At 70.0% G+C, this 21,147-nt stretch carries 18 protein-coding genes; 7 read left to right on the forward strand and 11 right to left on the reverse strand.

From position 1 onward, the window contains the following. The first annotated feature begins 37 nt into the window (after window positions 1-37). Window positions 38-1,561: a cytochrome P450 gene (locus OG266_RS04095; RefSeq protein WP_371542813.1), complete on the forward strand. Its 1,524-nt coding sequence runs from the start codon at window positions 38-40 to the stop codon at window positions 1,559-1,561. On the opposite strand, the gene OG266_RS04100 is transcribed toward OG266_RS04095, so the two are convergent. Next, the gene (locus OG266_RS04100; RefSeq protein WP_371542817.1) at window positions 1,482-2,327 is read right to left on the reverse strand and encodes a pentapeptide repeat-containing protein; all 846 of its coding nucleotides are present in this window, start codon (window positions 2,325-2,327) and stop codon (window positions 1,482-1,484) included. The genes OG266_RS04095 and OG266_RS04100 overlap by 80 nt on opposite strands. 71 nt (window positions 2,328-2,398) lie before the next feature. Between OG266_RS04100 and OG266_RS04105 the strand changes: the two genes are divergently transcribed. The 3 genes from OG266_RS04105 to OG266_RS04115 are packed head-to-tail and all read left to right on the forward strand — an operon-like array spanning window position 2,399 to window position 5,084. Then, on the forward strand, window positions 2,399-2,989 hold the full coding sequence (locus tag OG266_RS04105) for a TetR/AcrR family transcriptional regulator (protein ID WP_371542820.1): 591 nt from the start codon (window positions 2,399-2,401) through the stop codon (window positions 2,987-2,989). A gap of 8 nt (window positions 2,990-2,997) precedes the next feature. Continuing rightward, on the forward strand, window positions 2,998-4,158 hold the full coding sequence (locus OG266_RS04110) for a serine hydrolase domain-containing protein (protein WP_371542822.1): 1,161 nt from the start codon (window positions 2,998-3,000) through the stop codon (window positions 4,156-4,158). Window positions 4,159-4,208: 50 nt separating this feature from the next. Further along, complete coding sequence (locus OG266_RS04115) at window positions 4,209-5,084, forward strand: SDR family oxidoreductase (RefSeq protein WP_371542824.1); 876 nt, start codon at window positions 4,209-4,211, stop codon at window positions 5,082-5,084. A gap of 53 nt (window positions 5,085-5,137) precedes the next feature. Here the strand turns inward: OG266_RS04115 and sigJ are convergent, their stop codons facing one another. The 10 genes from sigJ to OG266_RS04165 all read right to left on the reverse strand — a co-directional run bounded on the left by sigJ (window position 5,138) and on the right by OG266_RS04165 (window position 16,017). Next, on the reverse strand, window positions 5,138-6,031 hold the full coding sequence (gene sigJ, locus OG266_RS04120; protein ID WP_371542826.1) for an RNA polymerase sigma factor SigJ: 894 nt from the start codon (window positions 6,029-6,031) through the stop codon (window positions 5,138-5,140). A gap of 51 nt (window positions 6,032-6,082) precedes the next feature. Beyond that, window positions 6,083-6,916: an enoyl-CoA hydratase/isomerase family protein gene (locus OG266_RS04125; protein WP_371542828.1), complete on the reverse strand. Its 834-nt coding sequence runs from the start codon at window positions 6,914-6,916 to the stop codon at window positions 6,083-6,085. Between the two features lie 56 nt (window positions 6,917-6,972). Continuing rightward, on the reverse strand, window positions 6,973-8,274 hold the full coding sequence (locus OG266_RS04130; RefSeq protein WP_371542830.1) for an alpha/beta fold hydrolase: 1,302 nt from the start codon (window positions 8,272-8,274) through the stop codon (window positions 6,973-6,975). Between the two features lie 135 nt (window positions 8,275-8,409). Next, on the reverse strand, window positions 8,410-9,435 hold the full coding sequence (locus OG266_RS04135) for a LacI family DNA-binding transcriptional regulator (protein WP_266472052.1): 1,026 nt from the start codon (window positions 9,433-9,435) through the stop codon (window positions 8,410-8,412). Between the two features lie 76 nt (window positions 9,436-9,511). Next, window positions 9,512-10,936, reverse strand: coding sequence for a BNR repeat-containing protein (locus tag OG266_RS04140; RefSeq protein WP_371542832.1), 1,425 nt, complete (start codon window positions 10,934-10,936; stop codon window positions 9,512-9,514). 16 nt (window positions 10,937-10,952) lie between these two features. Next, window positions 10,953-11,273, reverse strand: a complete 321-nt coding sequence (locus OG266_RS04145; RefSeq protein ID WP_371542834.1) for an L-rhamnose mutarotase — start codon at window positions 11,271-11,273, stop codon at window positions 10,953-10,955. Between the two features lie 17 nt (window positions 11,274-11,290). Beyond that, window positions 11,291-12,376, reverse strand: coding sequence for a rhamnose ABC transporter substrate-binding protein (rhaS, locus tag OG266_RS04150; protein WP_371542837.1), 1,086 nt, complete (start codon window positions 12,374-12,376; stop codon window positions 11,291-11,293). 101 nt (window positions 12,377-12,477) lie between these two features. Further along, window positions 12,478-13,470, reverse strand: coding sequence for an ABC transporter permease (locus tag OG266_RS04155; protein WP_371542840.1), 993 nt, complete (start codon window positions 13,468-13,470; stop codon window positions 12,478-12,480). Next, on the reverse strand, window positions 13,463-14,503 hold the full coding sequence (locus OG266_RS04160) for an ABC transporter permease (RefSeq protein ID WP_329543907.1): 1,041 nt from the start codon (window positions 14,501-14,503) through the stop codon (window positions 13,463-13,465). The genes OG266_RS04155 and OG266_RS04160 overlap by 8 nt, the downstream gene beginning before the upstream one ends. Beyond that, entirely contained in the window at window positions 14,500-16,017 is a 1,518-nt protein-coding gene (locus OG266_RS04165; RefSeq protein WP_371542842.1) for a sugar ABC transporter ATP-binding protein, read from the reverse strand. The genes OG266_RS04160 and OG266_RS04165 overlap by 4 nt, the downstream gene beginning before the upstream one ends. A 306-nt stretch (window positions 16,018-16,323) precedes the next feature. On the opposite strand from OG266_RS04165, the gene rhaI reads away from it, so the two are divergent. The 3 genes from rhaI to OG266_RS04180 all read left to right on the forward strand — a co-directional run bounded on the left by rhaI (window position 16,324) and on the right by OG266_RS04180 (window position 21,091). Then, window positions 16,324-17,484: an L-rhamnose isomerase gene (gene rhaI / locus OG266_RS04170; RefSeq protein ID WP_371542844.1), complete on the forward strand. Its 1,161-nt coding sequence runs from the start codon at window positions 16,324-16,326 to the stop codon at window positions 17,482-17,484. A 128-nt stretch (window positions 17,485-17,612) separates the two neighbouring features. Further along, window positions 17,613-19,652, forward strand: a complete 2,040-nt coding sequence (locus OG266_RS04175) for a bifunctional aldolase/short-chain dehydrogenase (protein WP_371542847.1) — start codon at window positions 17,613-17,615, stop codon at window positions 19,650-19,652. Further along, window positions 19,649-21,091 (forward strand): rhamnulokinase family protein, encoded by a 1,443-nt coding sequence (locus OG266_RS04180; protein WP_371542849.1) that lies wholly within the window; start codon window positions 19,649-19,651, stop codon window positions 21,089-21,091. The genes OG266_RS04175 and OG266_RS04180 overlap by 4 nt, the downstream gene beginning before the upstream one ends. Window positions 21,092-21,147 lie beyond the last annotated feature (56 nt).

Here is a 21,147-nt window from a genome sequence, read left to right on the forward strand (position 1 = left end):
AGACTCAACCTGCCGCAGACACAAGGGAGATGGCGTCATGGTGGAGACGACAGCGGCCGCGCTGCCCAAGGGATTCCGCAGTGCGGAGCTGGGCTGGCCCGAGCTGCACCGCATTCCGCATCCACCGCGCCGGATCCCGCTGATCGGTGACGCGATCGGCGCCAACATCCGTACGCCCATCCAGGATTCGCTGCGGCTCGGCCGGCAGCTCGGGCCGATCTTCCGGCGCAAGGCGTTCGGCAAGGAGATCGTGTTCGTGTGGGGCGCGGATCTCGCGGCCGAGCTGGCGGACGAGTCGCGGTTCGCGAAGCATGTGGGCCTCGGGGTCGCCAACCTGCGGCCGGTCGCCGGGGACGGGCTGTTCACGGCGTACAACCACGAGCCGAACTGGCAGCTGGCGCACGACGTGCTGGCTCCGGGTTTCAGCCGTGAGGCCATGGAGGGCTACCACCCGATGATGCTCGACGTGACCGAGCGGCTGATGGACCGCTGGGACGGGGAGCGGACGGCGGGGCGGGCGGTGGACGTGCCGGGCGACATGACGAAACTGACGCTGGAGACGATCGCGCGGACCGGCTTCGGCCACGACTTCGGCTCCTTCGAACGCTCCCGGCCGCATCCCTTCGTGAACGCGATGGTGGGCACGCTGACCTATGCGCAGCGCCTCAACTCCGTCCCTGCGCCCCTGGCGCCGCTACTGCTCCGCGACGCCGCACGCCGCAACGAGGCCGACATGGCGTATCTCAATCGCACGGTCGACGCCGTGGTGGCGGACCGTCAGTCCTCAAGCGGCGAAGGGGACTTGCTCGACCGCATGCTGGAGACCGCGCACCCGGAGACCGGGGAGCGGCTGGCGCCGGAGAACATCCGCCGCCAGGTCATCACGTTCCTGATCGCGGGCCACGAGACCACCTCGGGCGCCCTCTCCTTCGCCCTGCACTACCTCTCCCGGCACCCGGAGGTCGCCGCCCGCGCCCGGGCCGAGGTGGACCGCGTGTGGGGCGACACCGCCCGGCCCGGCTACGACCAGGTCGCCAAACTCCGGTACGTGCGCCGGGTTCTCGACGAGTCGCTACGACTGTGGCCGACGGCGCCCGCCTTCGCGCGCGAGGCCCGGCAGGACACCGTGCTCGGCGGCGTCCACCCCATGCGGCAGGGCGCGTGGGCACTGGTCCTGACCGCGATGCTGCACCGGGATCCGGACGTCTGGGGCGCGGATCCCGAGGAGTTCGACCCGGAGCGCTTCGACGCGAAGGCCGTACGGTCCCGGCCCGCGCACACCTTCAAACCGTTCGGCACCGGGGCGCGGGCGTGCATCGGCCGCCAGTTCGCGCTGCACGAGGCGACGCTGGTGCTGGGACTGCTGCTGCGCCGCTACGAGCTGCGGCCCGACCCCGGCTACCAGCTCCGCGTGGCCGAGCGGCTGACGCTGATACCGGAGGGGCTGCGGCTGCATCTCGAAGGCCGCGCCCGCACCGGACTCAGTGCTGAGCCGCCCAGTGGCCCGGGCGGGCGAGTGACTCGGGCAGCTTCGTCCCGGCGCTGCTCCGGGCCGCGTTGACCTGTGGCTGGGTCAGGAAGAAGGCGCCGGTCAGGTCGGCGTCCGTGAGGTCGGTGTCGCGCAGGTCGGCGCCGATCAGGTCCGCACCGCGCAGATCGGCTCCGGTCAGGTCGGCGGCGATGAGGTAGGCGCCGCGCAGGTTGGCACCCCGGAGGTCGGCCCCCTTCAGTCGGGCGCCCATCAGGTCGGCGCCCCGGCGGTCCTTCTTCTTTCCCCGGCCGACTCCCGCGCGCATGAGTTCGCTGGTCCGCAGGAGCAGCGTGTTGACCTCCTGCCGGTGCGCGCCCACGTCCAACTCGCCCAGTTCATCGGGGGTTCGGAGGGTGAGCCGCTCGGTCTTGTCGAGCGCCCGGCGGAGGTCGGCGTGGAGCGGCTGGGCGGCCGGCAGCGTCAGGGCCTCCGCGAGATACCAGAGCAGTTCGTGGAGCTGGCGCACGACCGGCAAGACCTCGAACATCTGCCGGGCCTCTTCACGGGTCCCCGAGCGCCAGTCCCGGCCGCCGAAGGTGACCTGCGAGACCTTCTGCCCGGCGCCGAAGCAGTCGTACACCGTGCAGCCCGTGAAGCCCTTCTGCCGCAGTTCCGTGTGGATACCGCATCGGGAGTCGGTCCGCAGGTTCGGGCACGGCTTCCCGGCGTCCTTGTCGATCGCGAAATCGGTCGAGCGGGTGAAGGGCAGCGCGACACAGCAGAGCCCGAAGCACTCACCGCAGTCGGCTCGCAGTTCAAGGCGCCGGTCCTGGACTGTCCCGCTGTTCTCTTGCATGGCCCCAGCCTACTGAGCTGCGGAGAAAGGTGGCCTGGACCCTCATCGAACCGATCGGTACCATCTCATCCATGCCTGTACCCAGGGGGACGTCCCTCGACCCGGAGCGCACCCGCACGACGCTCCTCACGGCGGCGACCGAGATCCTCTACGAGCGCGGACTCGACGGAGTCGGAGTGGCCGAGCTGTGCCGTGCCGTCGGCGCGTCCAAGGAGACGCTGTACCGCCATTTCGGCTCCAAGGACGGCCTCATCGAGGCGGTGCTCGACGCCCGCAGTGACCGTGTCGTGCGCTGGATCACCGAAGCGGTCGAAGCGGCAGGCCCCGACCCGGCCGCCCAACTCACGGCACTCTTCCGCGCGTTGGGCGACTGGTACGAGGAACCCGGCTTCCGGGGGTGCGCGATCGTCAACGCGGCCACCCAGCGGCACGTCCCGCCGGCCCGCGCCGTCGCCGACCGCCATCTCGCCCGCTACCGGAAACTTCTCACGGGCATCGCCGAGCGCGCGGGCGCACCCGAACCGGCCCTCCTCGGAAGGCAGTTGCTGATCCTCCTCGAAGGCGCCACGGTCGTCGCCGACCACCACGACCCGGACGGCCACGCCGCCCAGGACGCCCGACTCGCGGCACTGGCCCTCCTCGACCGATCGACGCAGAGGTGACGCCAGAGGTGACCACGGACATCCAGGGCTTCACGGCACCCGGCTTCGAGGCGGTCTCCGAGGTCTTCGCCCGCAACTTCAAGGAGTACGAGGAGACGGGCGCCGCCTTCGCCGCGTACCGGGACGGCCGGCTCGTCGTCGACCTGTGGGGCGGTATCGCCGACCCGGACACCGGCCGTCCCTGGCGAGCCGACACGCTGCAACTGGTCTTCTCCGGCGCCAAGGGCCTGACCGCCGCCTGTGTGCTCCTGCTGGTCGAGCGCGGGCTGCTGGACCTGGACGCTCCTGCCGCCCACTACTGGCCGGAGTTCGCGGCGGCGGGCAAGGGCGGGATCACGGTCGCCGAGATCATGTCGCATCAGGCTCGGCTGCCAGGCGTCCAAGTCCCCTTCGATAACACGGAGTTCCTCGACCCCGAGCACATGGCCGGGCTGCTCGCCGCGCAGGCACCGGCGGACGATCCCCGCGCCGCGTTCATGTATCACGCGCTGACGTACGGCTGGCTGGCGGGCGAGTTGATACGCCGGGTCGACGGAAGGAGTGCCGGGGCCTTCTTCGCCGAGGAGTTCGCGGGTCCGCTCGGACTGGACGTCTGGCTCGGGCTCCCGGACGAGGAACACCACCGGGTCGCCACCACGCTCGCGGGACACGGCGTACTGCTGCCGCCGACCGACGACACCCACCCGCCCGACGACGGCGACCCCCTGCGCACTCTGACCCGCAATCCGCTCGCCGCGGCGGACGCACCCGCCCTCTGGAACAGCGCCGCCTTCCGACGCGCCGAAGTCCCCGCCGTGGGCGCACATGTGACGGCCCGTTCGATGGCCTGCTTCTACGCCTGCCTCGCCCGGGGTGGCGAACTGGACGGCGTACGCGTGCTCGGCGAACGGACCGTGGCGTCAGCGAGGCGTGAACTGCGGTCCGGTACCGAGCCGTTGTGGGGCAGCCCGATGGCGTACGGAACGGGGTTCGAGCTGGGGACCGAGCTGGGTCTCCTCGGACCTGCGCCGGATGCGTTCGGGCATGCCGGGGCCTGGGGATCACGCCATGGCGCCTGGCCCGCCGACCGCGTCGGGTTCTCGTACGCGATGAACGAGACGCGCGCCCAGTGGCCGGACCGGCGACCTCTCGATCTGCTGGGCGCGCTGCACGAGGCGCTGGGACACTGACCTCCGCGTGTCTATGGAGGTTTTCGCACGGACCCGGTATCGAGGCGGTCATGGACGACACACGCCTCCCCGGCCTTCCCGCTCCTCCCCCGCTGGGCGCGAGTGCGCTGCCGCCCGGGACGTACGACGGCTCGCTCGTCCTGGTCACCGGTGGCGGCACCGGGCTCGGCAAGGCGATCGCGGCGGAGTTCGCGCGGCTCGGCGCCAATCTGGTGATCGCCAGCCGCGGTGAGGAGCATCTGCGTTCCGCACAGAAGGAGTTGGCGGCATCGGGCACGCGGGTGACCACGGCCGTGTGCGACATACGGGACCCTGAGCTCATCGCCGACATGTTCGACGCCTGTGGCCTGCCGGACGTCCTGGTCAACAACGCCGCCGCCAACTTCCCCGTGCCCGCAGAGGAGATGTCCCCGAACGCCTGGCGGGCGGTCGTCGACATCACGCTCACCGGCACGTTTCTGATGACCCGTGAGTTCGGCCGGCGTCATCTGGCCGCGGGCACCCCCGGCTCGATCATCAACGTCGGTGCGTCGTACGCCTGGACGGGCGGCCCCGGTTTCGCCCACAGCGCGGCGGCCAAGGCCGGCGTACGCAACCTGGTGGAGACGCTGGCCGTGGAGTGGGGGCCGTACGGCATCCAGGTCAACGGGCTGGTGCCCGGGCTGATGCCGCACGAGGACATGACCGCCGACATCCGCGGCAACCTGGACCGGACCGACGCGCACGACACCCGTCAGCCCGCCCTCCGGGTCGGAGCGCCGCGCGAACTCGGCTGGGCCGCCACCTTCCTGGCTTCCCCCTACGCTCGTTTCATCACCGGCCACACGCTGGTGGTGGACGGCGCGAACTGGCAGCGCAGGGGGCTCGTCAGCCCGCAGGTGGTGCCGGTGAGGGAGCAGATGGGGCGGGGCCCCTTCACCGACTGACCCCTTCACCGGCTGACCTTTTCGGCGGCGCACCGCGCGGACGGTGGACTCCCTCAGTCCCGGATCTCCGGGATGTCGAGCCGTGCGAGCCGCTCGGGGTCGGCCAGGATGTACATCGCGACGATCTTCCCGTCGGTGACGGTGAACCCCAGGACCGACATCGGCCGGCCGTCGAGTGTCGCGACCGCGCCCATCGCGCCGTTGACGAGCACGAGCCGGGAGGACATCGAGAACTGCTGGAAGAGCAGGGCCTGTTGAGCCACGGCCGCCGCACCGCGCACCACCTTGGACGCGGCCGCGCCGCCGACCAGTGCGCCGGAGTCGGCACGGAGCACGATCTCCGGGTCGAGGACCGAGACCAGAGCCTCGAAGTCCCCGCCGCGCGAGGCCGCCAGGAACGCGTCGACCACCTGGCGCTGACGGCCGATGTCGGGGTCGGGAGCCGGGGCGGCGCCCTGCACCCGGCGGCGCGCCCGGCTGGCGAGCTGGCGGGTCGCGGCCGGGGAACGGCCCACAACGGTCGCGATGTCGTCGAAGGGCACCGCGAACATGTCGTGCAGTACGAACGCGAGCCGCTCGGCGGGCTCCAGCGTCTCCAGCACCACGAGGAGGGCGAGCCCCACCGAATCGGCGAGCAGCACCTCCTGCTCGGGATCGATCCGGTCCAGCGGGCTGATGACCGGGTCGGGGACGTAGTAGGCGTCCATGGGCTCCTCACGGCGCGAGGCGCGCGAGCGCAGCATGTCCAGGCACACCCGGCCGACCACCGTCGTGAGCCAGCCCGCGAGGTTCCTGACCTCGTCGGCGTCGCTGCGGCTGAGCTTCAGCCAGGCTTCCTGGACCGCGTCCTCCGCCTCGCTCAGCGAGCCGAGCATCCGGTAGGCCACGGCCCTCAAGTGGCCGCGGTTCTCCTCGAACCGGTCCGCGAGCAGTTCCTTCTCGGTCATCAGGCCCCCATACCTCCGACGTGTCGATCAGGACTGATCAAAACACGCCGGTCACTTCCCCTCGAAGTTGGGCACGCGGCGGGCTCCCCTGGCCGCGTACCCCTCGCGCGAGTCCTCGGACGTGAGGGTGAGCGCCGCCGACATCGCGGTGCGATCGAGGGCGGCGGCGAGGCGGGCGTCCACGTAGGCGTCGATGTCACGCTTGATCCCCTGCACGGCGAGGGCGGCGTTCGCGGCGATCTCGGCGGCAACCCCCCGGGCCTCCTTGTCCAACTCCTCACGCTCGACCACCAGTTGGACCAGATGCAGCCGTTCCGCGGTGACCGCGTCAAGGCGCCGCCCGGTCAGCGCGAGGAACTTCGCCCAGCCGGCGCCCGCTTCACGCGCGATCCGGAGATCACCGCCCGCGTCGACCGCCACCCCGAGCTGCGCCTCCGGCAGCGCGAACACCGCGTCCGCGGCGGCGACCCTGACGTCCGCCATCAGTGCGAGCTCGAATCCGAAGCCAAGGCAGTAGCCCTGCACGGCCGCGACGACCGGCTGCGGCAGCCGCGTGAAGGCGGCGAACCGCTCGTGCGCCCAGCGCAGACCCTCGTAGTAGTTCCGGGTGCGCTCGGCGCCGGAGCGGCCGGTGATCGCACCGCCCGGCGCGGTGACGTCGATACCCGCGCAGAAGGCCCGGCCCTCGGCCCGCAGCAGGACCACCCGGATCGAGTCGTCGAAGCGGATCCGGTCGGCGAACAGGCCGAGTTGGCGGGTGGACTCCCAGCTCCACGCGTTGAGTTTCGCCGGGCGGCAGAGGGTGAGGACGCCGATGCCGTCCTCGACGTCGAGGCGCAGCCGCTCCTCACCCTCCGGGATGTCCGTGGACGTGGTGTCGATCATCCGTGCCCCCTCTGGATTCTGACGGTCCGTCAGAATCGTAAGGGAGATTCGGGACCTCAGACCTCGCCGCGTGTGAGCGCCAACAACCGGTCCAGGACACGCGGTCCGCCCGCCCGTACGCCGTCGTGCTCGAACTCGTCGGTCACCCAGGTGCGCAGCCCCCGGATGGCGCGTGCCGTGCGCAGGGAGTGCTGGGTGTCGACGTACATGTCGTCGTGGTAGACCGCAGCGGCGACCGGCACCTCGTTGGCGGCGAGGCGGGCGGTGTCGTAGAGCGGCTCCCAGTCGGTGCGGGCCGCGAGTTCCTCGGCGGTGTCGCGCAGCGGGCGCAGGGCCGGGTCGGTGTCGAACGTCCAGGGGTGCACGGACTCGCCGGTGAACAGCAGATGCCGGTCGTCCGAGAGGGCCTTGGCCGCGTCGAACTGCGGGAACTCGGCGCGCACCCGTTCGGCGGACCAGGCGGTGGGCCGGTCGCCCTGGGCGTAGCAGGCCTCGTGGACGAGGGCGTACAGCGGGTGACCCGCGTAGGACAGCAGCCCCTGCACCTCCTCCTGGAAGGCGTCGGAGAGAGCCGGGCCCTGCGGGGTGCGGACGAAGGCCTGCTCCAGGAGGTAGTGGAGGCGGTGGCTGCCCTCGCTGCCGCCGAGGAGGATGCCGAGCGATTGGAAGGCCTCGGCGGTCAGGCGGTAGCCGCCGTGCAGGACCGGCTCGTGCTGGAGGAGGTACTCCGCGATCCGGCGGGCCCGCTCGACGTCCTGCGGGTAACGCGCGTAGTGCGCGGCGACCTTGCGCTCGATACGCGGGTACGCGGCCCGGTAGACGTCGTCGGCGTGGGCGTCGAGCGACGGCAGCCCGCCGGTGATCAGGGCGGCGCTCAGGCCCTCGGGCGCCGTGGACAGGTAGTGCACGGTGCAGAAGCCGCCGAAGCTCTGGCCGAGTACGGTCCAGGGGGCGCCGCCGGTGAGCCGGGGGCGGATGGTCTCGCAGTCGCGGACGATGGAGTCGGCGCGGAAGTGCGCGAGGTAGTCGGCCTGCTCGCGCGGGGCGCCGCGCAAGGGCAGGGTCTGCCGGTTGGCGGGGGTGGAGTGGCCGGTGCCGCGCTGGTCGAGGAGGAGTACCCGGAAGTCCTTCAGGGCTCGGCCGAGCCAGGCCTGCTTGCCGACGAAACGATTCGCCCCGAATCCGGGGCCACCCTGGAGATAGACCAGCCACGGCAGGTCCTGGTGTGCCTTGTCGCTCGCGACGACCTCGCGGGCGAACAGTTCGATACTCTCCCCCGCCGGGTCGGCGTGGTCGAGGGGCACGGTGAAGTGTCGGTCGGTGAGGACGACACCGGGCTGGCGGTAGCTGACGGTCAACAGGGCTCCCGAGACGTACGGATTCCAGGCTGCGTCCCAGTTGAGCACATGATCGGCGGGCTGCGGAGGCCGGGGATCAAGAAATCCTACTGAACAACCACTCAGGACAGCGGTCGGCCGAAACCGACCGGTCACTCAGCGCGCGGACAGGCTGGAGCGGCGCACCACCAGCTCCGGCTGGAGCACGACACGCCGGTGCTCGTGCGGCGTGAGCGCGGTCTCCGCCTCGGTCTCCTCCAGGAGGAGTCCGGCGGCGAGGGCGCCCATGGTCACGGCCGGCTGGCGTACGGAGGTGAGCGGGACGGCCGCGGCGGCGGCGAACTCGATGTCGTCGTAGCCGACGATCGCGAGGTCGTCGGGGACACCGACGCCGGCCGCGTACATGGCCTGGAGCACGCCGAGCGCGAGCAGGTCGTTGGCGCAGAAGACGGCGGTCGGGCGGTCGGCGAGGCCGAGGAGCCGGGCCCCGGCGTCGCGCCCGGCGGCCACGTCCAGGCGCTCCGTGGGCAGCTCGCGCATACACTCCGGGCCGAGCCCCGCCTCGGTCAGGGCGTTGAGCGCGCCCGTCCGGCGGTCCCTGACCTGGTTGAGGCCGGGCGGGCCGCTGACGTACGCGATGGAACGGTGACCTGCGTCGACCAGATGCCGTACGGCCAGCGCGCCGCCCGCCACGTCGTCGACCGAGACCGAGCACTCGGTGGTGCCGTCGGCGACCCGGTCGACGAGTACGAACGGGATGCCGTTGCGGCGGAACGCCTCGATGTTGCGCCCGCTCGCGTCGGAGGGCGTGAGCAGTACCCCGCGCACCCGCTGCTCGGCGAAGAGGGAGAGGTACTCGGCCTCCTCGCTCGAGCTCTGCGCGCTGTTGCAGACCATCACGCCGAGCCCGGCGTCCCGCGCGGCGCGCTCGGCGCCGCGCGCCACCTCCACGAAGAACGGGTTGCCCATGTCGAGGACGAGCAGGCCCATGATCCGGCTGCGCCCGGCCCGCAGCTGGCGCGCGGACTCGCTGCGGACGTAGCCGAGCCGGTCGATCGCGGACAGCACGCGGGCGCGGGTCTCGGTGGCGACCGAGTCCGGACGGTTGATGACGTTCGAGACCGTGCCGACGGAGACTCCGGCGGCTCGGGCGACATCCTTGATACCCACCGACTGGGCCATCAGGCAGGGACCTCCATGGGCACGAGAAGCGGCGGGCTGGTCTTCACATTACCTGCGGGTCCGCCGAAAACGGTGGTCACGTGGGCAGCCGGAAATCGACGACATGCAGCGGTGAGGGCGTCGTACCGCTGGACTTCTCCTGGTACATGACCGACAGGATCCCATCCTGTGGGACGCGCATCTCGTCGATCACGACCTCGCCGAACGCGTTCAGACCGCTGCCGTCGTACAGGAGCGCCCAGTCGGTGTACCCGGAGGCCTTCGAGGCGCCGGCGATCCGACCGAACGGCAGGATCGCGTAGGCGTTGTTGTACTTGTCGAGGACCAGCTTGGTGCGCTGGCTGGAGTTGAGGGCGATGGGGATCTCGGTCTTCTGCCAGGTGCCCGTGGAGTTCTTGCGGACGTGGAAGGCGCGGCCGTTGGCGGTGCGGTCGGTGACGTAGTTGGTCGTGCACTGGCCGAAGCGGCCGGGGACATAGCTGATGATCGCGTGCGGCAGGCCGGTGGAGTCGGTGGCCTGGCTCTCCTGGTTCATCAGGGAGTGGTCGGGGTTGAGCGGGTCGACGACGAGTCCGCTGTCGGTGACGGCCACCTTGTCCGATCCCCCGGTGGTGCCGACGAGGGTGCCCGCGTTGTTGCGCCAGGTGCGGCCGCGGTCGTCGGAGTAGACGTAGCCGGTGTCGTGGTTGGTGATGCCGCCGCTGTTGCACATCACGGCGCCGTTCTGCTCGCGCCAGGTGAAGAAGGAGTGCAGCCGGCCGTTCGTGTCGTAGTCGATGCCGTGCAGGTACATGTTGCGGACGGTGCTCGAGCCGTGCTCGCTGGTGTACGTGCCGGTGGAGCTGGTCCACTCGCCGAGCGCGGTCCAGGTCGAACCGTCGTACTCCGCGAGGGCGTTGCGGCCGTTTCCGGAGACCGCGACGCGATAGCTCAGCTGAAGGGTGCCCTCGGGGGTGGAGATGAACTGCGGGTAGGTGAACTGGGTGGTGAGGGCGAGTCCGTCGAGGGTGGACTGGGGGCTGCCGAAGCGGCTCGCGATCCAGGTCAGGCCGGACGGGTTGTCCATGAGGCCGGCGACCGACTTGACGTAGGTGAAGCCGTCGCTGTGGGAGTCCATGTTGAGGTGGAGGCGGCCGTCGGTCTTGGAGACACCCATGGAGATGACGTTGTGGGAGTCGCTGGACTTGAGGGTGTGGCCGACCCGGACGGTCGACCAGGTGCTGCCGCCGAGGACACGGCGGCCGACGACGGCGTTCTTGTCGGCGGTGTACCAGGCGGCGTACTGGTAGCCCTTGTAGGTCAACAACCCGTTCTTCTGGAAGGAGTTGTTGTTGACCAGGCCGTCGTAGGAGACGAAGAAGACGGCTTGGGAGTCGAGCGTGGTGTTGCCGGTCTGCGTGACCGAGGGGCCGGGGTCGGCGGCCCGTGCGGTGCCCGCGGCGAGGCCCGGGGTGGCCACGGCCCCGAGGACGGCCGTGGTGAGCAAAGTGCGTCGTCTCATGTCAGCGAACTCCGGCTCAGGCTAGGTGGAAGACTTCGGTCAGGGGCTTCATCGCTTCGTCGGGTCGGGCGCCGTCCAGCGACTCGAAGAACGGCGCCATCTCCGCCTGCCAACGGGCGTTGACGTCGGTGGCTTCCATGCCGGCCTGGGCGGCGGCGAAGTCCTCGGTCTCCAAGTAGCCGACCAGCAGGCCGTCTTCGCGCAGGAAGAGCGAGTAGTTGTGCCAGCCGGTGGCCGAGAGTGCGTCGAGCATCTCGGGCCACACGGCGGCATGCCGCTCGCGGTACTCGTCGAGGCGGTCCGCCCGGACCTTCAGCAGAAAGCACACGCGCTGCATCAACATCCCCCGGGGAATCAGAAGTCGAACTGGTCGATGTTCTTCACGTCGAACACGGTCGGCTTGCCCAGGTTGATCACACCGTCCGCGCCGATGGTGAACTCGCCCATGGCACCGGCCTTGAAGGTCTCGCCCTCCTTGCCGGTGATCTGCCCGGACACCAGCGCCACGGCCGTACGCGCGGCCAGCTCGCCGAGCTTCGCCGGGTCCCACAGCTCGAAGCCCTCGACGGTGCCGTTCTTGACGTACTTGCGCATGTCGTTGGGGGTGCCGAGGCCGGTCAGCTTGACCTTGCCCTTGTACTTGGAGCCCGACAGGTACTGGGCGGCGGCCTTGATGCCGACCGTGGTCGGGGAGATGATCCCCTTCAGGTTCGGGTACTCCTGGAGCAGGCCCTGGGTCTGCTGGAAGGACTGCTGGGCGTCGTCGTTGCCGTACGCGACCTTGACCAGCTTGATGTCCTTGTACTTGGCGTCCTTCAGCTCCTCCTTCATGAAGTCGATCCAGGTGTTCTGGTTCGTCGCGGTCTGCGCGGCGGACAGGATCGCGATCTCGCCCTTGTAGCCGATCTGCTCGGCGAGCAGCTGCACCTCAGTGCGGCCCAGGTCCTCGGCGCTGGCCTGCGACACGAACGCGTTGCGGCAGTCGGCCTTGGTGTCGGAGTCGTAGGTGACGACCTTGATGTCGTTCTTCATGGCCTGCTTGAGCGCGGTGCACAGGGCGCCCGGGTCCTGCGCGGAGACGGCCATCGCGTCGACCTGCTGCTGGGTGAGCGTGTTGACGTAACTCACCTGGCCGCTGGTGTCGGTGGCGCTGCTCGGGCCGACCTCCTTGTAGCTGGAGCCCAGCTCCTTCAGGGCGTCCTCGCCGCCCTTGTCGGCGGAGGTGAAGTACGGGTTGTTGACCTGCTTCGGCAGGAAGCCGACGGTCAGGCCCTTCTTGGTGGCCGCGTTCGGGTCGGCCTTGCCGGCGGAGGCGGCCGACCCGGTGCTCTCGTCCTTCACGTCCTCCTTGGTGGTGCCACCGCAGGCGGTGGCGGCGAGTGCGAGCGAGCTGACGGCGGCGAGAGCCACACAGGCACGGCGAAGGGATGACTTGCGCATGACGGGGTTCCTTATTGACGGAGGCGAGTGGAAGCGCCCCAAAGGGGCGCGGGGAACGGCGCGACCAGCCACAGCGGACCGGCAGCTTTCGAACAAACCTTCTACGTAAGCCTTTGCGCCCGGGCTACTGAGACCTGCCGAGCAACCCGGGGACCAAGCACGGACAGCACAAGCAGCACACCGGTGACGACAATCTGCGACTGAGCGGACACGTCCTGAAGGCTCATCACGTTCTGCAACGCCCCGAGCAGAAACACCCCGGCGATGGCGCCACCGAGCGTGCCCTTGCCTCCGTCGAAGTCGATCCCGCCGAGCAACACGGCGGCGACGACGGAGAGTTCGAGCCCCGTGGCGTTGTCAAAGCGAGCGCTGGCGTAATGCAGCGCCCAGAAGATGCCGGTGAGCGAGGCCATGAAGCCGGTGGCGACGAACAGCAGCAGTTTCTGCCGCTTGACGCGGATCCCCGCGAACCGCGCGGCCTCCTCGTTCGCGCCGACCGCGAACGCGGACCGCCCGAACGGGGTGGCGTGCAGCACGACCACGGCGATCGCGAGCAGCACCAGGAAGGGCAGGAACGCGTACGGGATGAAGGTGTCCCCGATGCGTCCGGCCGCGAAGTCCAGGTACTGGGTGGGGAAGTCGGTCACCGCGTCCGAGCCGAGCACGATCTGCGCGATGCCCCGGTAGGCGGCGAGCGTGCCGATGGTGACGGCGAGGGACGGCAGCCCCAGCCGCGTGACCAGCAGACCGTTGATCAGCCCGCACACCACGCCGAGGAGCAGGCAGATCGGGATGATCGTCTCGATGGTCATGCCCTGGTTCCACAGGGCGCCCATCACCGCGCCGGACAGTCCGGCCGTGGACGCGACGGACAGGTCGATCTCGCCGGCCACCACCAGCAGCGTCATCGGCAGCGCGATCAGCGCGATGGGCAGCGTGTTGCCGATCAGGAACGACAGGTTGAGCGCGTTGCCGAAGCCGTCGACGAACCCGAAGGAGAAGAGCAGCACGACGATGAGGAGGGCGCCGACGGCCGAATCCCACCTTTTCAAGGCGGCCCAGGGGACGGCGCGCGTGAGAGCGGAGTCAGCCATGGCGGGCGTTCCTCTTCTTCAGGGCGGTCGCCACCCGCAGGGCGACGATCCGGTCGACCGCGATGGCGAGGATGAGCAGGATGCCGTTGATGGCGAGCACCCAGACGGAGCTGACGCCGAGGGCGGGCAGCACGCTGTTGATGGAGGTGAGGAGCAGCGCGCCGAGCGCCGCCCCGTAGACGCTGCCGGAGCCGCCGGTGAAGACGACACCGCCGACCACGACCGCGCTGACGACGGTGAGTTCGTAGCCGTTGCCCGTACCGGAGTCGACGTTGCCGAACCGGGCGAGGTACAGCGCGCCCGCGAGTCCGGCGAGGCCTCCGCAGACGACGTACGCGGTCAGGGTCCGCTTGCGGACGGGGATGCCGGCGAGCCGCGCGGCCTCCGGGTTGGAGCCGAGCGCGTACAGCTCGCGTCCGCTGCCGAAGTGCTTGAGGTAGTACGCCGTGACCACCACGACGACGACCGCGATCAGCGCGAGATAGGGCACCGCCGAGATGCCGCCGGATCCGAAGTCGATGAAGGAGTCCGGGAGGTTGGCGGCGGTGATCTGCCGGGAGCCGACCCAGATCGAGTCGATGCCGCGGATGATGTAGAGGGTGCCGAGGGTGACGACGAGGGCGGGCACCTGGCCGAGACTGACGAGCAGTCCGTTGACCAGTCCGCAGCCGATCCCCAGCAGGACCGCGAGGACCAGTGCCACGACGGGGTTTCCGCCGCCCTGAAGGTAGACGCCGGCCGCGAAGGCGCTGATGCCCAGCGTCGAGCCGACCGACAGGTCGACGTTCCGGGTGATCACGACCAGCGACTGGCCGGCGGCGACGAGCACCAGGATGGTCGCGTTCAGCAGCAGGTCCTTGATGCCCTGCTCGGACAGGAACTCGCTGTTGCCCAGCTGGGTGATCACGATCATCACCAGGAACACGGCCAGGATGGCGAGTTCCCGCATCTTGAACACTCGGTCCACCAGCCGGGTGCCACTCGACTTGGGCACCTCGGCGGCGGGGGCGGGGTTGGGCGCGGTCACCGTCATGCGGCGGCCCTCCCCGTGGCTGCGGCCATCACGGATTCCTCGGTGGCTTCGGAGCGTGGGATCTCGGCGGCGAGCCGCCCCTCGTACATCACAAGGACGCGGTCGGCCATGCCGAGGATCTCGGGCAGGTCGGAGGAGATCATCAGGACGGCCACCCCGTCGGCGGCCAGTTCGCTGAGCAGGCGGTGCACCTCGGCCTTCGTGCCGACGTCGATGCCTCGGGTCGGCTCGTCGACGATCAGCACCTTCGGGCCGGTGGCCAGCCACTTGGCGAGGACGACCTTCTGCTGGTTGCCGCCGGAGAGCGTGGACACGGCGTCGGCGATCCGGGCGTACTTCACCTGGAGCTTGACCGCCCAGTCCAGCGAGCGGCTGCGCTCGGCGCCCCGGTCCACGAGTCCGGCCTTCACCGTCGTACGCAGCCCGGTCAGGCCGATGTTGCGCTCGATGGACATGTCCATCACCAGGCCCTGGGCGCGCCGGTCCTCGGGGACGAGCGCCAGGCCCGCGGCCATGGCCGTGGAGGGCGCGCCGTTCGTCAGCGCCTGGCCGTCGACCGCCACCTCACCCGCGTCCCACCGGTCGACGCCGAACACGGCCCGGGCGACCTCGGTGCGCCCGGCGCCGACAAGACCGGCAAGACCGACGATCTCACCGCGCCGGACATCGAACGACACATCGGTGAAGACACCCTCGCGGGTGAGCCGCCGTACGCTCAGGGCCACCTCGCCCGCCTCGACATCCTGCTTGGGATACAGCTCGTCGAGGTCGCGGCCCACCATCCGGCGTACGAGATCGTCCTCGGTCATGCCCTCCAGCGGCTCGCTGGAGATCAGGGCGCCGTCCCTCAGGGTGGTCACCCGCTGACTGATCTGGAAGATCTCCTCCAGCCGGTGCGAGATGAACAGCACGGCCGAGCCCTGCTCGCGCAGGGTGCGGACGACGCCGAACAGGCGTGCCACCTCGCTGCCGGTCAGGGCGGCGGTCGGCTCGTCCATGATCAGGACGCGGGCGTCGAAGGAGAGGGCCTTGGCGATCTCGACGATCTGCTGGTCGGCGATGGACAGGCCGCGGGCGGGGCGGTCGGGGTCGAGTTCGACGCCGAGGCGCTTCATCAGGGCCAGCGTCGCCGTGTGTGTGGCCTTGTGGTCGATACGGCCGAGGGAGCGCCGGGGGCGGCGGCCCATGAAGATGTTCTCGGCGATCGAGAGGTCGGGGAAGAGCGTGGGCTCCTGGTAGATCACCGCGATGCCCGCGTCCCGGGCGTCGGCGGGACCGTGGAAGACGGTGGGCTCGCCGTCGAGCAGCACCCGACCGGCGTCCGGTCGGTGCACGCCGGCGAGCGTCTTGATGAGAGTCGACTTGCCCGCGCCGTTCTCGCCGGCGAGTGCGTGCACTTCGCCGGGGAACAGTTCAAGGGACACGTCCCGCAGGGCGCGTACCGCACCGAAGGACTTGGAGATGTCCTCAAGCGCCAGCACGGGGGCCGGACCCGCGTCGGACCGGTGGGTCATGGGGGCTCCTCAACGACGCGGGCGGAGAGGCCTCACGACGTCGTGAAAGGTTTCAACTAGGTTGCCGGGACGTTAGACACGTAGCCCAGGTCACGTCAATGGGTACGCGTCGAAATTTTCGATAGCCAGCGGTCACAACAGGATCACGGAGAATCCTCACCGCCGGAAGGGTTGACAGCCCTCCGGAGGGCTCATAGCTTCGCGTCTGAATCGTTTCAGACGGACGCTGCGCAAACCGCTTTCCACACTGCCTTCAAGACCGCCCTACGGACCGTCTTCCAGACCCGATGTCACAGGAGCACTGAAGTGACCGAGCTCGCCGCGGTGAAAGCCGCTCTCAAGACCCAGGCAGTAGAGACGCCGTCGTGGGCGTACGGGAACTCGGGAACGCGTTTCAAGGTGTTCGCGCAGCCCGGAGTCCCGCGCAATCCGCGCGAGAAGCTGGACGACGCGGCGAAGGTGCACGAGTTCACCGGGGCGGCGCCGACCGTCGCGCTGCACATTCCCTGGGACAAGGTCGACGACTATGCGGCGCTTGCGAAGCACGCGGAGGAACAGGGCCTGAAGCTGGGCACGATCAACTCCAACACCTTCCAGGACGACGACTACAGGCTCGGCAGCATCTGCCACCCGGACGCGGTGGTGCGCCGCAAGGCCCTTGATCATTTGTTCGAGTGCGTCGACATCATGGACGCGACGGGTTCGAAGGACCTGAAGCTGTGGTTCGCCGACGGCACCAATTACCCGGGCCAGGACGACATCCGCGAGCGCCAGGACCGTCTCGCCGAAGGCCTGGCGAAGGTCTACGAGCGGATCGGCGACGAGCAGCGGCTGCTCCTCGAGTACAAGTTGTTCGAGCCCGCCTTCTACACGACGGACGTCCCCGACTGGGGCACGGCGTACGCGCACTGCCTCAAGCTCGGCCCCAAGGCGCAGGTCGTGGTCGACACCGGTCATCACGCGCCCGGCACCAACATCGAGTTCATCGTCGCCACGCTGCTGCGCGAGGGGAAGCTCGGCGGCTTCGACTTCAACTCGCGGTTCTACGCCGACGACGACCTGATGGTCGGCGCCGCCGACCCCTTCCAGCTGTTCCGGATCATGTACGAGGTGATCCGCGGCGGTGGCTTCACGCCCGACATCGCCTTCATGCTCGACCAGTGCCACAACATCGAGGCGAAGATCCCGGCGATCATCCGGTCGGTGATGAACGTCCAGGAGGCCACGGCCAAGGCGCTCCTCGTCGACCGTTCCGCGCTTGCCGAGGCCCAGCGGAGCGGGGATGTGCTGGCCGCGAACGCGGTGTTGATGGATGCATACAACACGGACGTGCGTCCGTTGTTGGCCTCCTTGCGGGAGGAGTTGGGGCTCGACCCCGATCCTGTGGCCGCGTATGCCCGGTCCGGGTGGCAGCAGAAGATCGCCGCGGAGCGGGTGGGTGGGCAGCAGGCCGGCTGGGGGGCGTGACGTTCTGCGTTGCGTCTGCCGGGTTCCGGCGGTGGCAGGCTGCGGGCTCGGATGTGGCTGGTCGCGCAGTTCCCCGCGCCCCTAGAGGGGCGTCTCCGTGCACGTTGTTTTCTTGTGAAGGAATGATCATGGCTATTCATCACGAAGCCGCTGCTCTGCTCGCCCGGTCCCGTCGACTTGGTGCGGACCCCCGCAATACCAACTACGCGGGTGGGAACACGTCCGCGAAAGGCACCGATACCGATCCCGTCACCGGTGGTGATGTCGGGTTGATGTGGGTCAAGGGGTCCGGGGGTGATCTCGGGACTCTGACCGAGGGTGGGCTCGCTGTGTTGCGGCTGGACCGGCTGCATGCGCTGAAGGGTGTCTATCCGGGGGTGGAGCGCGAGGACGAGATGGTTGCCGCCTTCGACTACTGCCTGCACGGCAAGGGTGGGGCGGCTCCCTCGATCGACACCGCGATGCACGGGCTCGTCGACGCCGCCCATGTCGACCACCTCCACCCCGACTCCGGGATCGCGCTCGCCTGCGCGGCCGACGGGGAGAAGCTGACCGCCGAGTGCTTCGGGGACAGCGTGGTGTGGGTGCCGTGGCGCCGGCCCGGTTTTCAGCTCGGTCTGGACATCGCGGCGGTCAAGGAGGCCAATCCGCAGGCCATCGGGTGTGTTCTCGGCGGTCACGGCATCACGGCGTGGGGCGCCACTGCCGAGGAGTGCGAGGGCAACTCGCTGCACATCATCCGCACCGCCGAGGTCTTCCTCGCCGAGCGCGGGAACGCGGAGCCCTTCGGGCCGGTGCTCGACGGGCACGGAGCCCTCGACGCGTCGGAGCGCCGTGAGCGGGCCGCCGCCCTGGCCCCGTACATCAGGGCGATCGCCTCCCAGGACAAACCGCAGGTCGGCCACTTCAGCGACTCGGCGGAGGTGCTGGACTTCGTCTCCCGCGCCGAGCACCCGCGGCTCGCCGCCCTCGGTACCTCCTGCCCGGACCACTTTCTCCGTACGAAGGTCAGGCCGCTGGTGCTCGACCTGCCGCCGGCCGCCTCGGTCGAGGACGCGGTCGCCCGCCTCGGCGAGCTGCACGCCGAGTACCGCGAGGAGTACGCCGCCTACTACCAGCGGCACGCCCTGCCCGACTCCCCCGCGATGCGCGGCGCCGACCCGGCGATCGTGCTCGTCCCCGGCGTCGGCATGTTCAGCTTCGGCAAGGACAAGCAGACGGCGCGCGTGGCCGGCGAGTTCTACGTCAACGCGATCAACGTGATGCGCGGTGCGGAGGCCGTATCCACGTACGCGCCGATCGAGGAGTCGGAGAAGTTCCGCATCGAGTACTGGGCCCTGGAAGAGGCCAAGCTCCAGCGGATGCCGAAGCCCAAGCCGCTGGCGACGCGGGTTGCGCTGGTGACCGGTGCCGGCAGCGGGATCGGCAAGGCGATCGCCCAAAGGCTGGTGGCCGAGGGGGCGTGCGTGGTGGTCGCGGACCTCAACGCGGAGAATGCGGCCGACGTCGCGTCGGCGCTGGGCGGTCCCGACAAGGCCGTCGCCGTGACCGTCGACGTGACCTCCGAGGAGCAGATCGCCGCGGCCTTCGACTCGGCGGTACTCGCCTTCGGCGGCGTCGACCTCGTCGTCAACAACGCCGGTATCTCCATCTCCAAGCCGCTCCTGGAGACCACCGCGAAGGACTGGGACCTCCAGCACGACATCATGGCCCGCGGCTCCTTCCTCGTCTCGCGCGAGGCGGCCCGGGTGATGAGCAGGCAAGGTCTGGGCGGCGACATCATCTACATCGCCTCCAAGAACGCGGTCTTCGCGGGTCCCAACAACATCGCGTACTCCGCGACCAAGGCCGACCAGGCCCATCAAGTACGGCTGCTGGCCGCCGAGTTGGGTGAGCACGGGATCCGGGTCAACGGGATCAACCCGGACGGTGTCGTGCGCGGTTCCGGAATCTTCGCGGGCGGCTGGGGCGCCCAGCGCGCGGCGACGTACGGCATCGAGGAGGAAAAGCTCGGCGAGTTCTACGCCCAGCGGACGATCCTCAAGCGCGAGGTGCTCCCGGAGCATGTCGCGAACGCGGTCTTCGCCCTGACGGGTGGGGACCTGACGCACACCACGGGGCTGCACATCCCGGTCGACGCCGGCGTCGCCGCCGCCTTCCTGCGATGACCGCCTCCTTCGCCGCGGTCGACCTCGGCGCGTCCAGCGGACGCGTCATGGTCGGCCGCGTCGGACCCGACTCGCTGGACCTCACCGAGGCGCACCGCTTCCGGAACCGGCCTGTCCGGGTTCCCGAAGGGCTCCGCTGGGACATCCTCGCGCTGTACGCGGGAGTCCTGGACGGTCTTCGGGCGGCGGGGCAGGTCGACTCCGTGGGCATCGACAGCTGGGCGGTGGACTACGGCCTGCTGGACGCGGACGGAGCGCTGCTCGGCAACCCGGTGCACTACCGCGACGCCCGGACCGAGGGGGTCGCGGAGCAGGTGTGGGCGTCGTTGCCCGCGGCGGACCTGTACGCGGCGACCGGGCTCCAGTACGCGCCCTTCAACACCCTGTACCAGTTGACGGCCGCCCGCTCCTCCGCTCAACTCGCCTCCGCGGATCGCCTGTTGCTCATCCCCGACCTGCTGGCGTACTGGCTCACGGGCGAGGCCGGCACCGAGCTCACCAACGCCTCGACCACCCAGCTGATCGATCCCCGGACGCGCGACTGGTCGTACGACCTGGCGGCGAAGCTGGGCATCGACCTCAAGCTCTTCGCTCCGTTGCGCAGCCCCGGAGACCCGGCGGGGTTCCTCCGGCCAGAAGTACTGGAGGAGACCGGGCTGACCGGCCCGGTCCCGGTGACCACGGTCGGTTCGCACGACACCGCCTCGGCAGTGGCCGCCGTCCCGGCCACCGGGGAGCACTTCGCGTACATCTGCACCGGCACCTGGTCCCTCGCGGGCCTGGAACTGGACGCGCCCGTGCTCACCGAGGCGAGCCGGGCGGCCAACTTCACCAATGAGCTGGGCCTGGACGGCACGGTCCGCTATCTGCGGAACATCATGGGGCTGTGGCTGCTCCAGGAGTGCCTGCGGGAGTGGGGAGAACCGGACCTCAGCGCACTATTGAGGGAAGCCGCTGAAGTGACGCCGCTGCGCTCCCTCGTGGACGCGGGCGACGCGGCGTTCCTGGCGCCGGGCCGGATGCCGGCCCGGATCGCCGACGCCTGCCGGGAGTCGGGCCGGCCGGTCCCCGGGTCTCCCGCCGAGGTCACCCGCTGCATCCTCGACTCCCTCGCACTCTCCCACCGGCGGGCGGTCACCGAGGCCCAAGCCCTCGCCGACCATCCGGTCGACGTCGTACACATCGTCGGCGGCGGCGCCCGCAACGCCCTGCTGTGCCAACTCACCGCCGACGCCTGCGGCCTGCCGGTCGTGGCGGGTCCGGCGGAGGCGGCGGCGCTGGGCAACGTCCTCGTACAGGCCCGCGCGCACGGCCTCGTCGGCGACCGTACGTCCATGCGGCGGCTCCTCGCCCGTACGCAGCCGTTGCGGCGGTACGAGCCCACGGGCGACGCCGGCGTCTGGCGCGCGGCGGAGGACCGGCTGCTCAGCCGCCGGTGAGAGGGGGCTCCCGTGTCGGCCGCCCGCCGCGTACTCTGCACTCATCCGATGATCGA

Source organism: Streptomyces sp. NBC_00554 (genome assembly GCF_041431135.1).
Lineage (GTDB): Bacteria > Actinomycetota > Actinomycetes > Streptomycetales > Streptomycetaceae > Streptomyces.

Bases quoted from the DNA above. Each gene is read 5' to 3' on its own strand.
- OG266_RS04095 (WP_371542813.1), top strand. From the start codon at position 38: ATGGTGGAGACGACAGCGGCCGCGCTGCCCAAGGGATTCCGCAGTGCG.
- OG266_RS04100 (WP_371542817.1), bottom strand. From the start codon at position 2,327: ATGCAAGAGAACAGCGGGACAGTCCAGGACCGGCGCCTTGAACTGCGA.
- OG266_RS04105 (WP_371542820.1), top strand. From the start codon at position 2,399: ATGCCTGTACCCAGGGGGACGTCCCTCGACCCGGAGCGCACCCGCACG.
- OG266_RS04115 (WP_371542824.1), top strand. From the start codon at position 4,209: ATGGACGACACACGCCTCCCCGGCCTTCCCGCTCCTCCCCCGCTGGGC.
- sigJ (WP_371542826.1), bottom strand. From the start codon at position 6,031: ATGACCGAGAAGGAACTGCTCGCGGACCGGTTCGAGGAGAACCGCGGC.
- OG266_RS04125 (WP_371542828.1), bottom strand. From the start codon at position 6,916: ATGATCGACACCACGTCCACGGACATCCCGGAGGGTGAGGAGCGGCTG.
- OG266_RS04135 (WP_266472052.1), bottom strand. From the start codon at position 9,435: ATGGCCCAGTCGGTGGGTATCAAGGATGTCGCCCGAGCCGCCGGAGTC.
- OG266_RS04140 (WP_371542832.1), bottom strand. From the start codon at position 10,936: ATGAGACGACGCACTTTGCTCACCACGGCCGTCCTCGGGGCCGTGGCC.
- OG266_RS04145 (WP_371542834.1), bottom strand. From the start codon at position 11,273: ATGCAGCGCGTGTGCTTTCTGCTGAAGGTCCGGGCGGACCGCCTCGAC.
- rhaS (WP_371542837.1), bottom strand. From the start codon at position 12,376: ATGCGCAAGTCATCCCTTCGCCGTGCCTGTGTGGCTCTCGCCGCCGTC.
- OG266_RS04155 (WP_371542840.1), bottom strand. From the start codon at position 13,470: ATGGCTGACTCCGCTCTCACGCGCGCCGTCCCCTGGGCCGCCTTGAAA.
- OG266_RS04160 (WP_329543907.1), bottom strand. From the start codon at position 14,503: ATGACGGTGACCGCGCCCAACCCCGCCCCCGCCGCCGAGGTGCCCAAG.
- OG266_RS04165 (WP_371542842.1), bottom strand. From the start codon at position 16,017: ATGACCCACCGGTCCGACGCGGGTCCGGCCCCCGTGCTGGCGCTTGAG.
- OG266_RS04175 (WP_371542847.1), top strand. From the start codon at position 17,613: ATGGCTATTCATCACGAAGCCGCTGCTCTGCTCGCCCGGTCCCGTCGA.
- OG266_RS04180 (WP_371542849.1), top strand. From the start codon at position 19,649: ATGACCGCCTCCTTCGCCGCGGTCGACCTCGGCGCGTCCAGCGGACGC.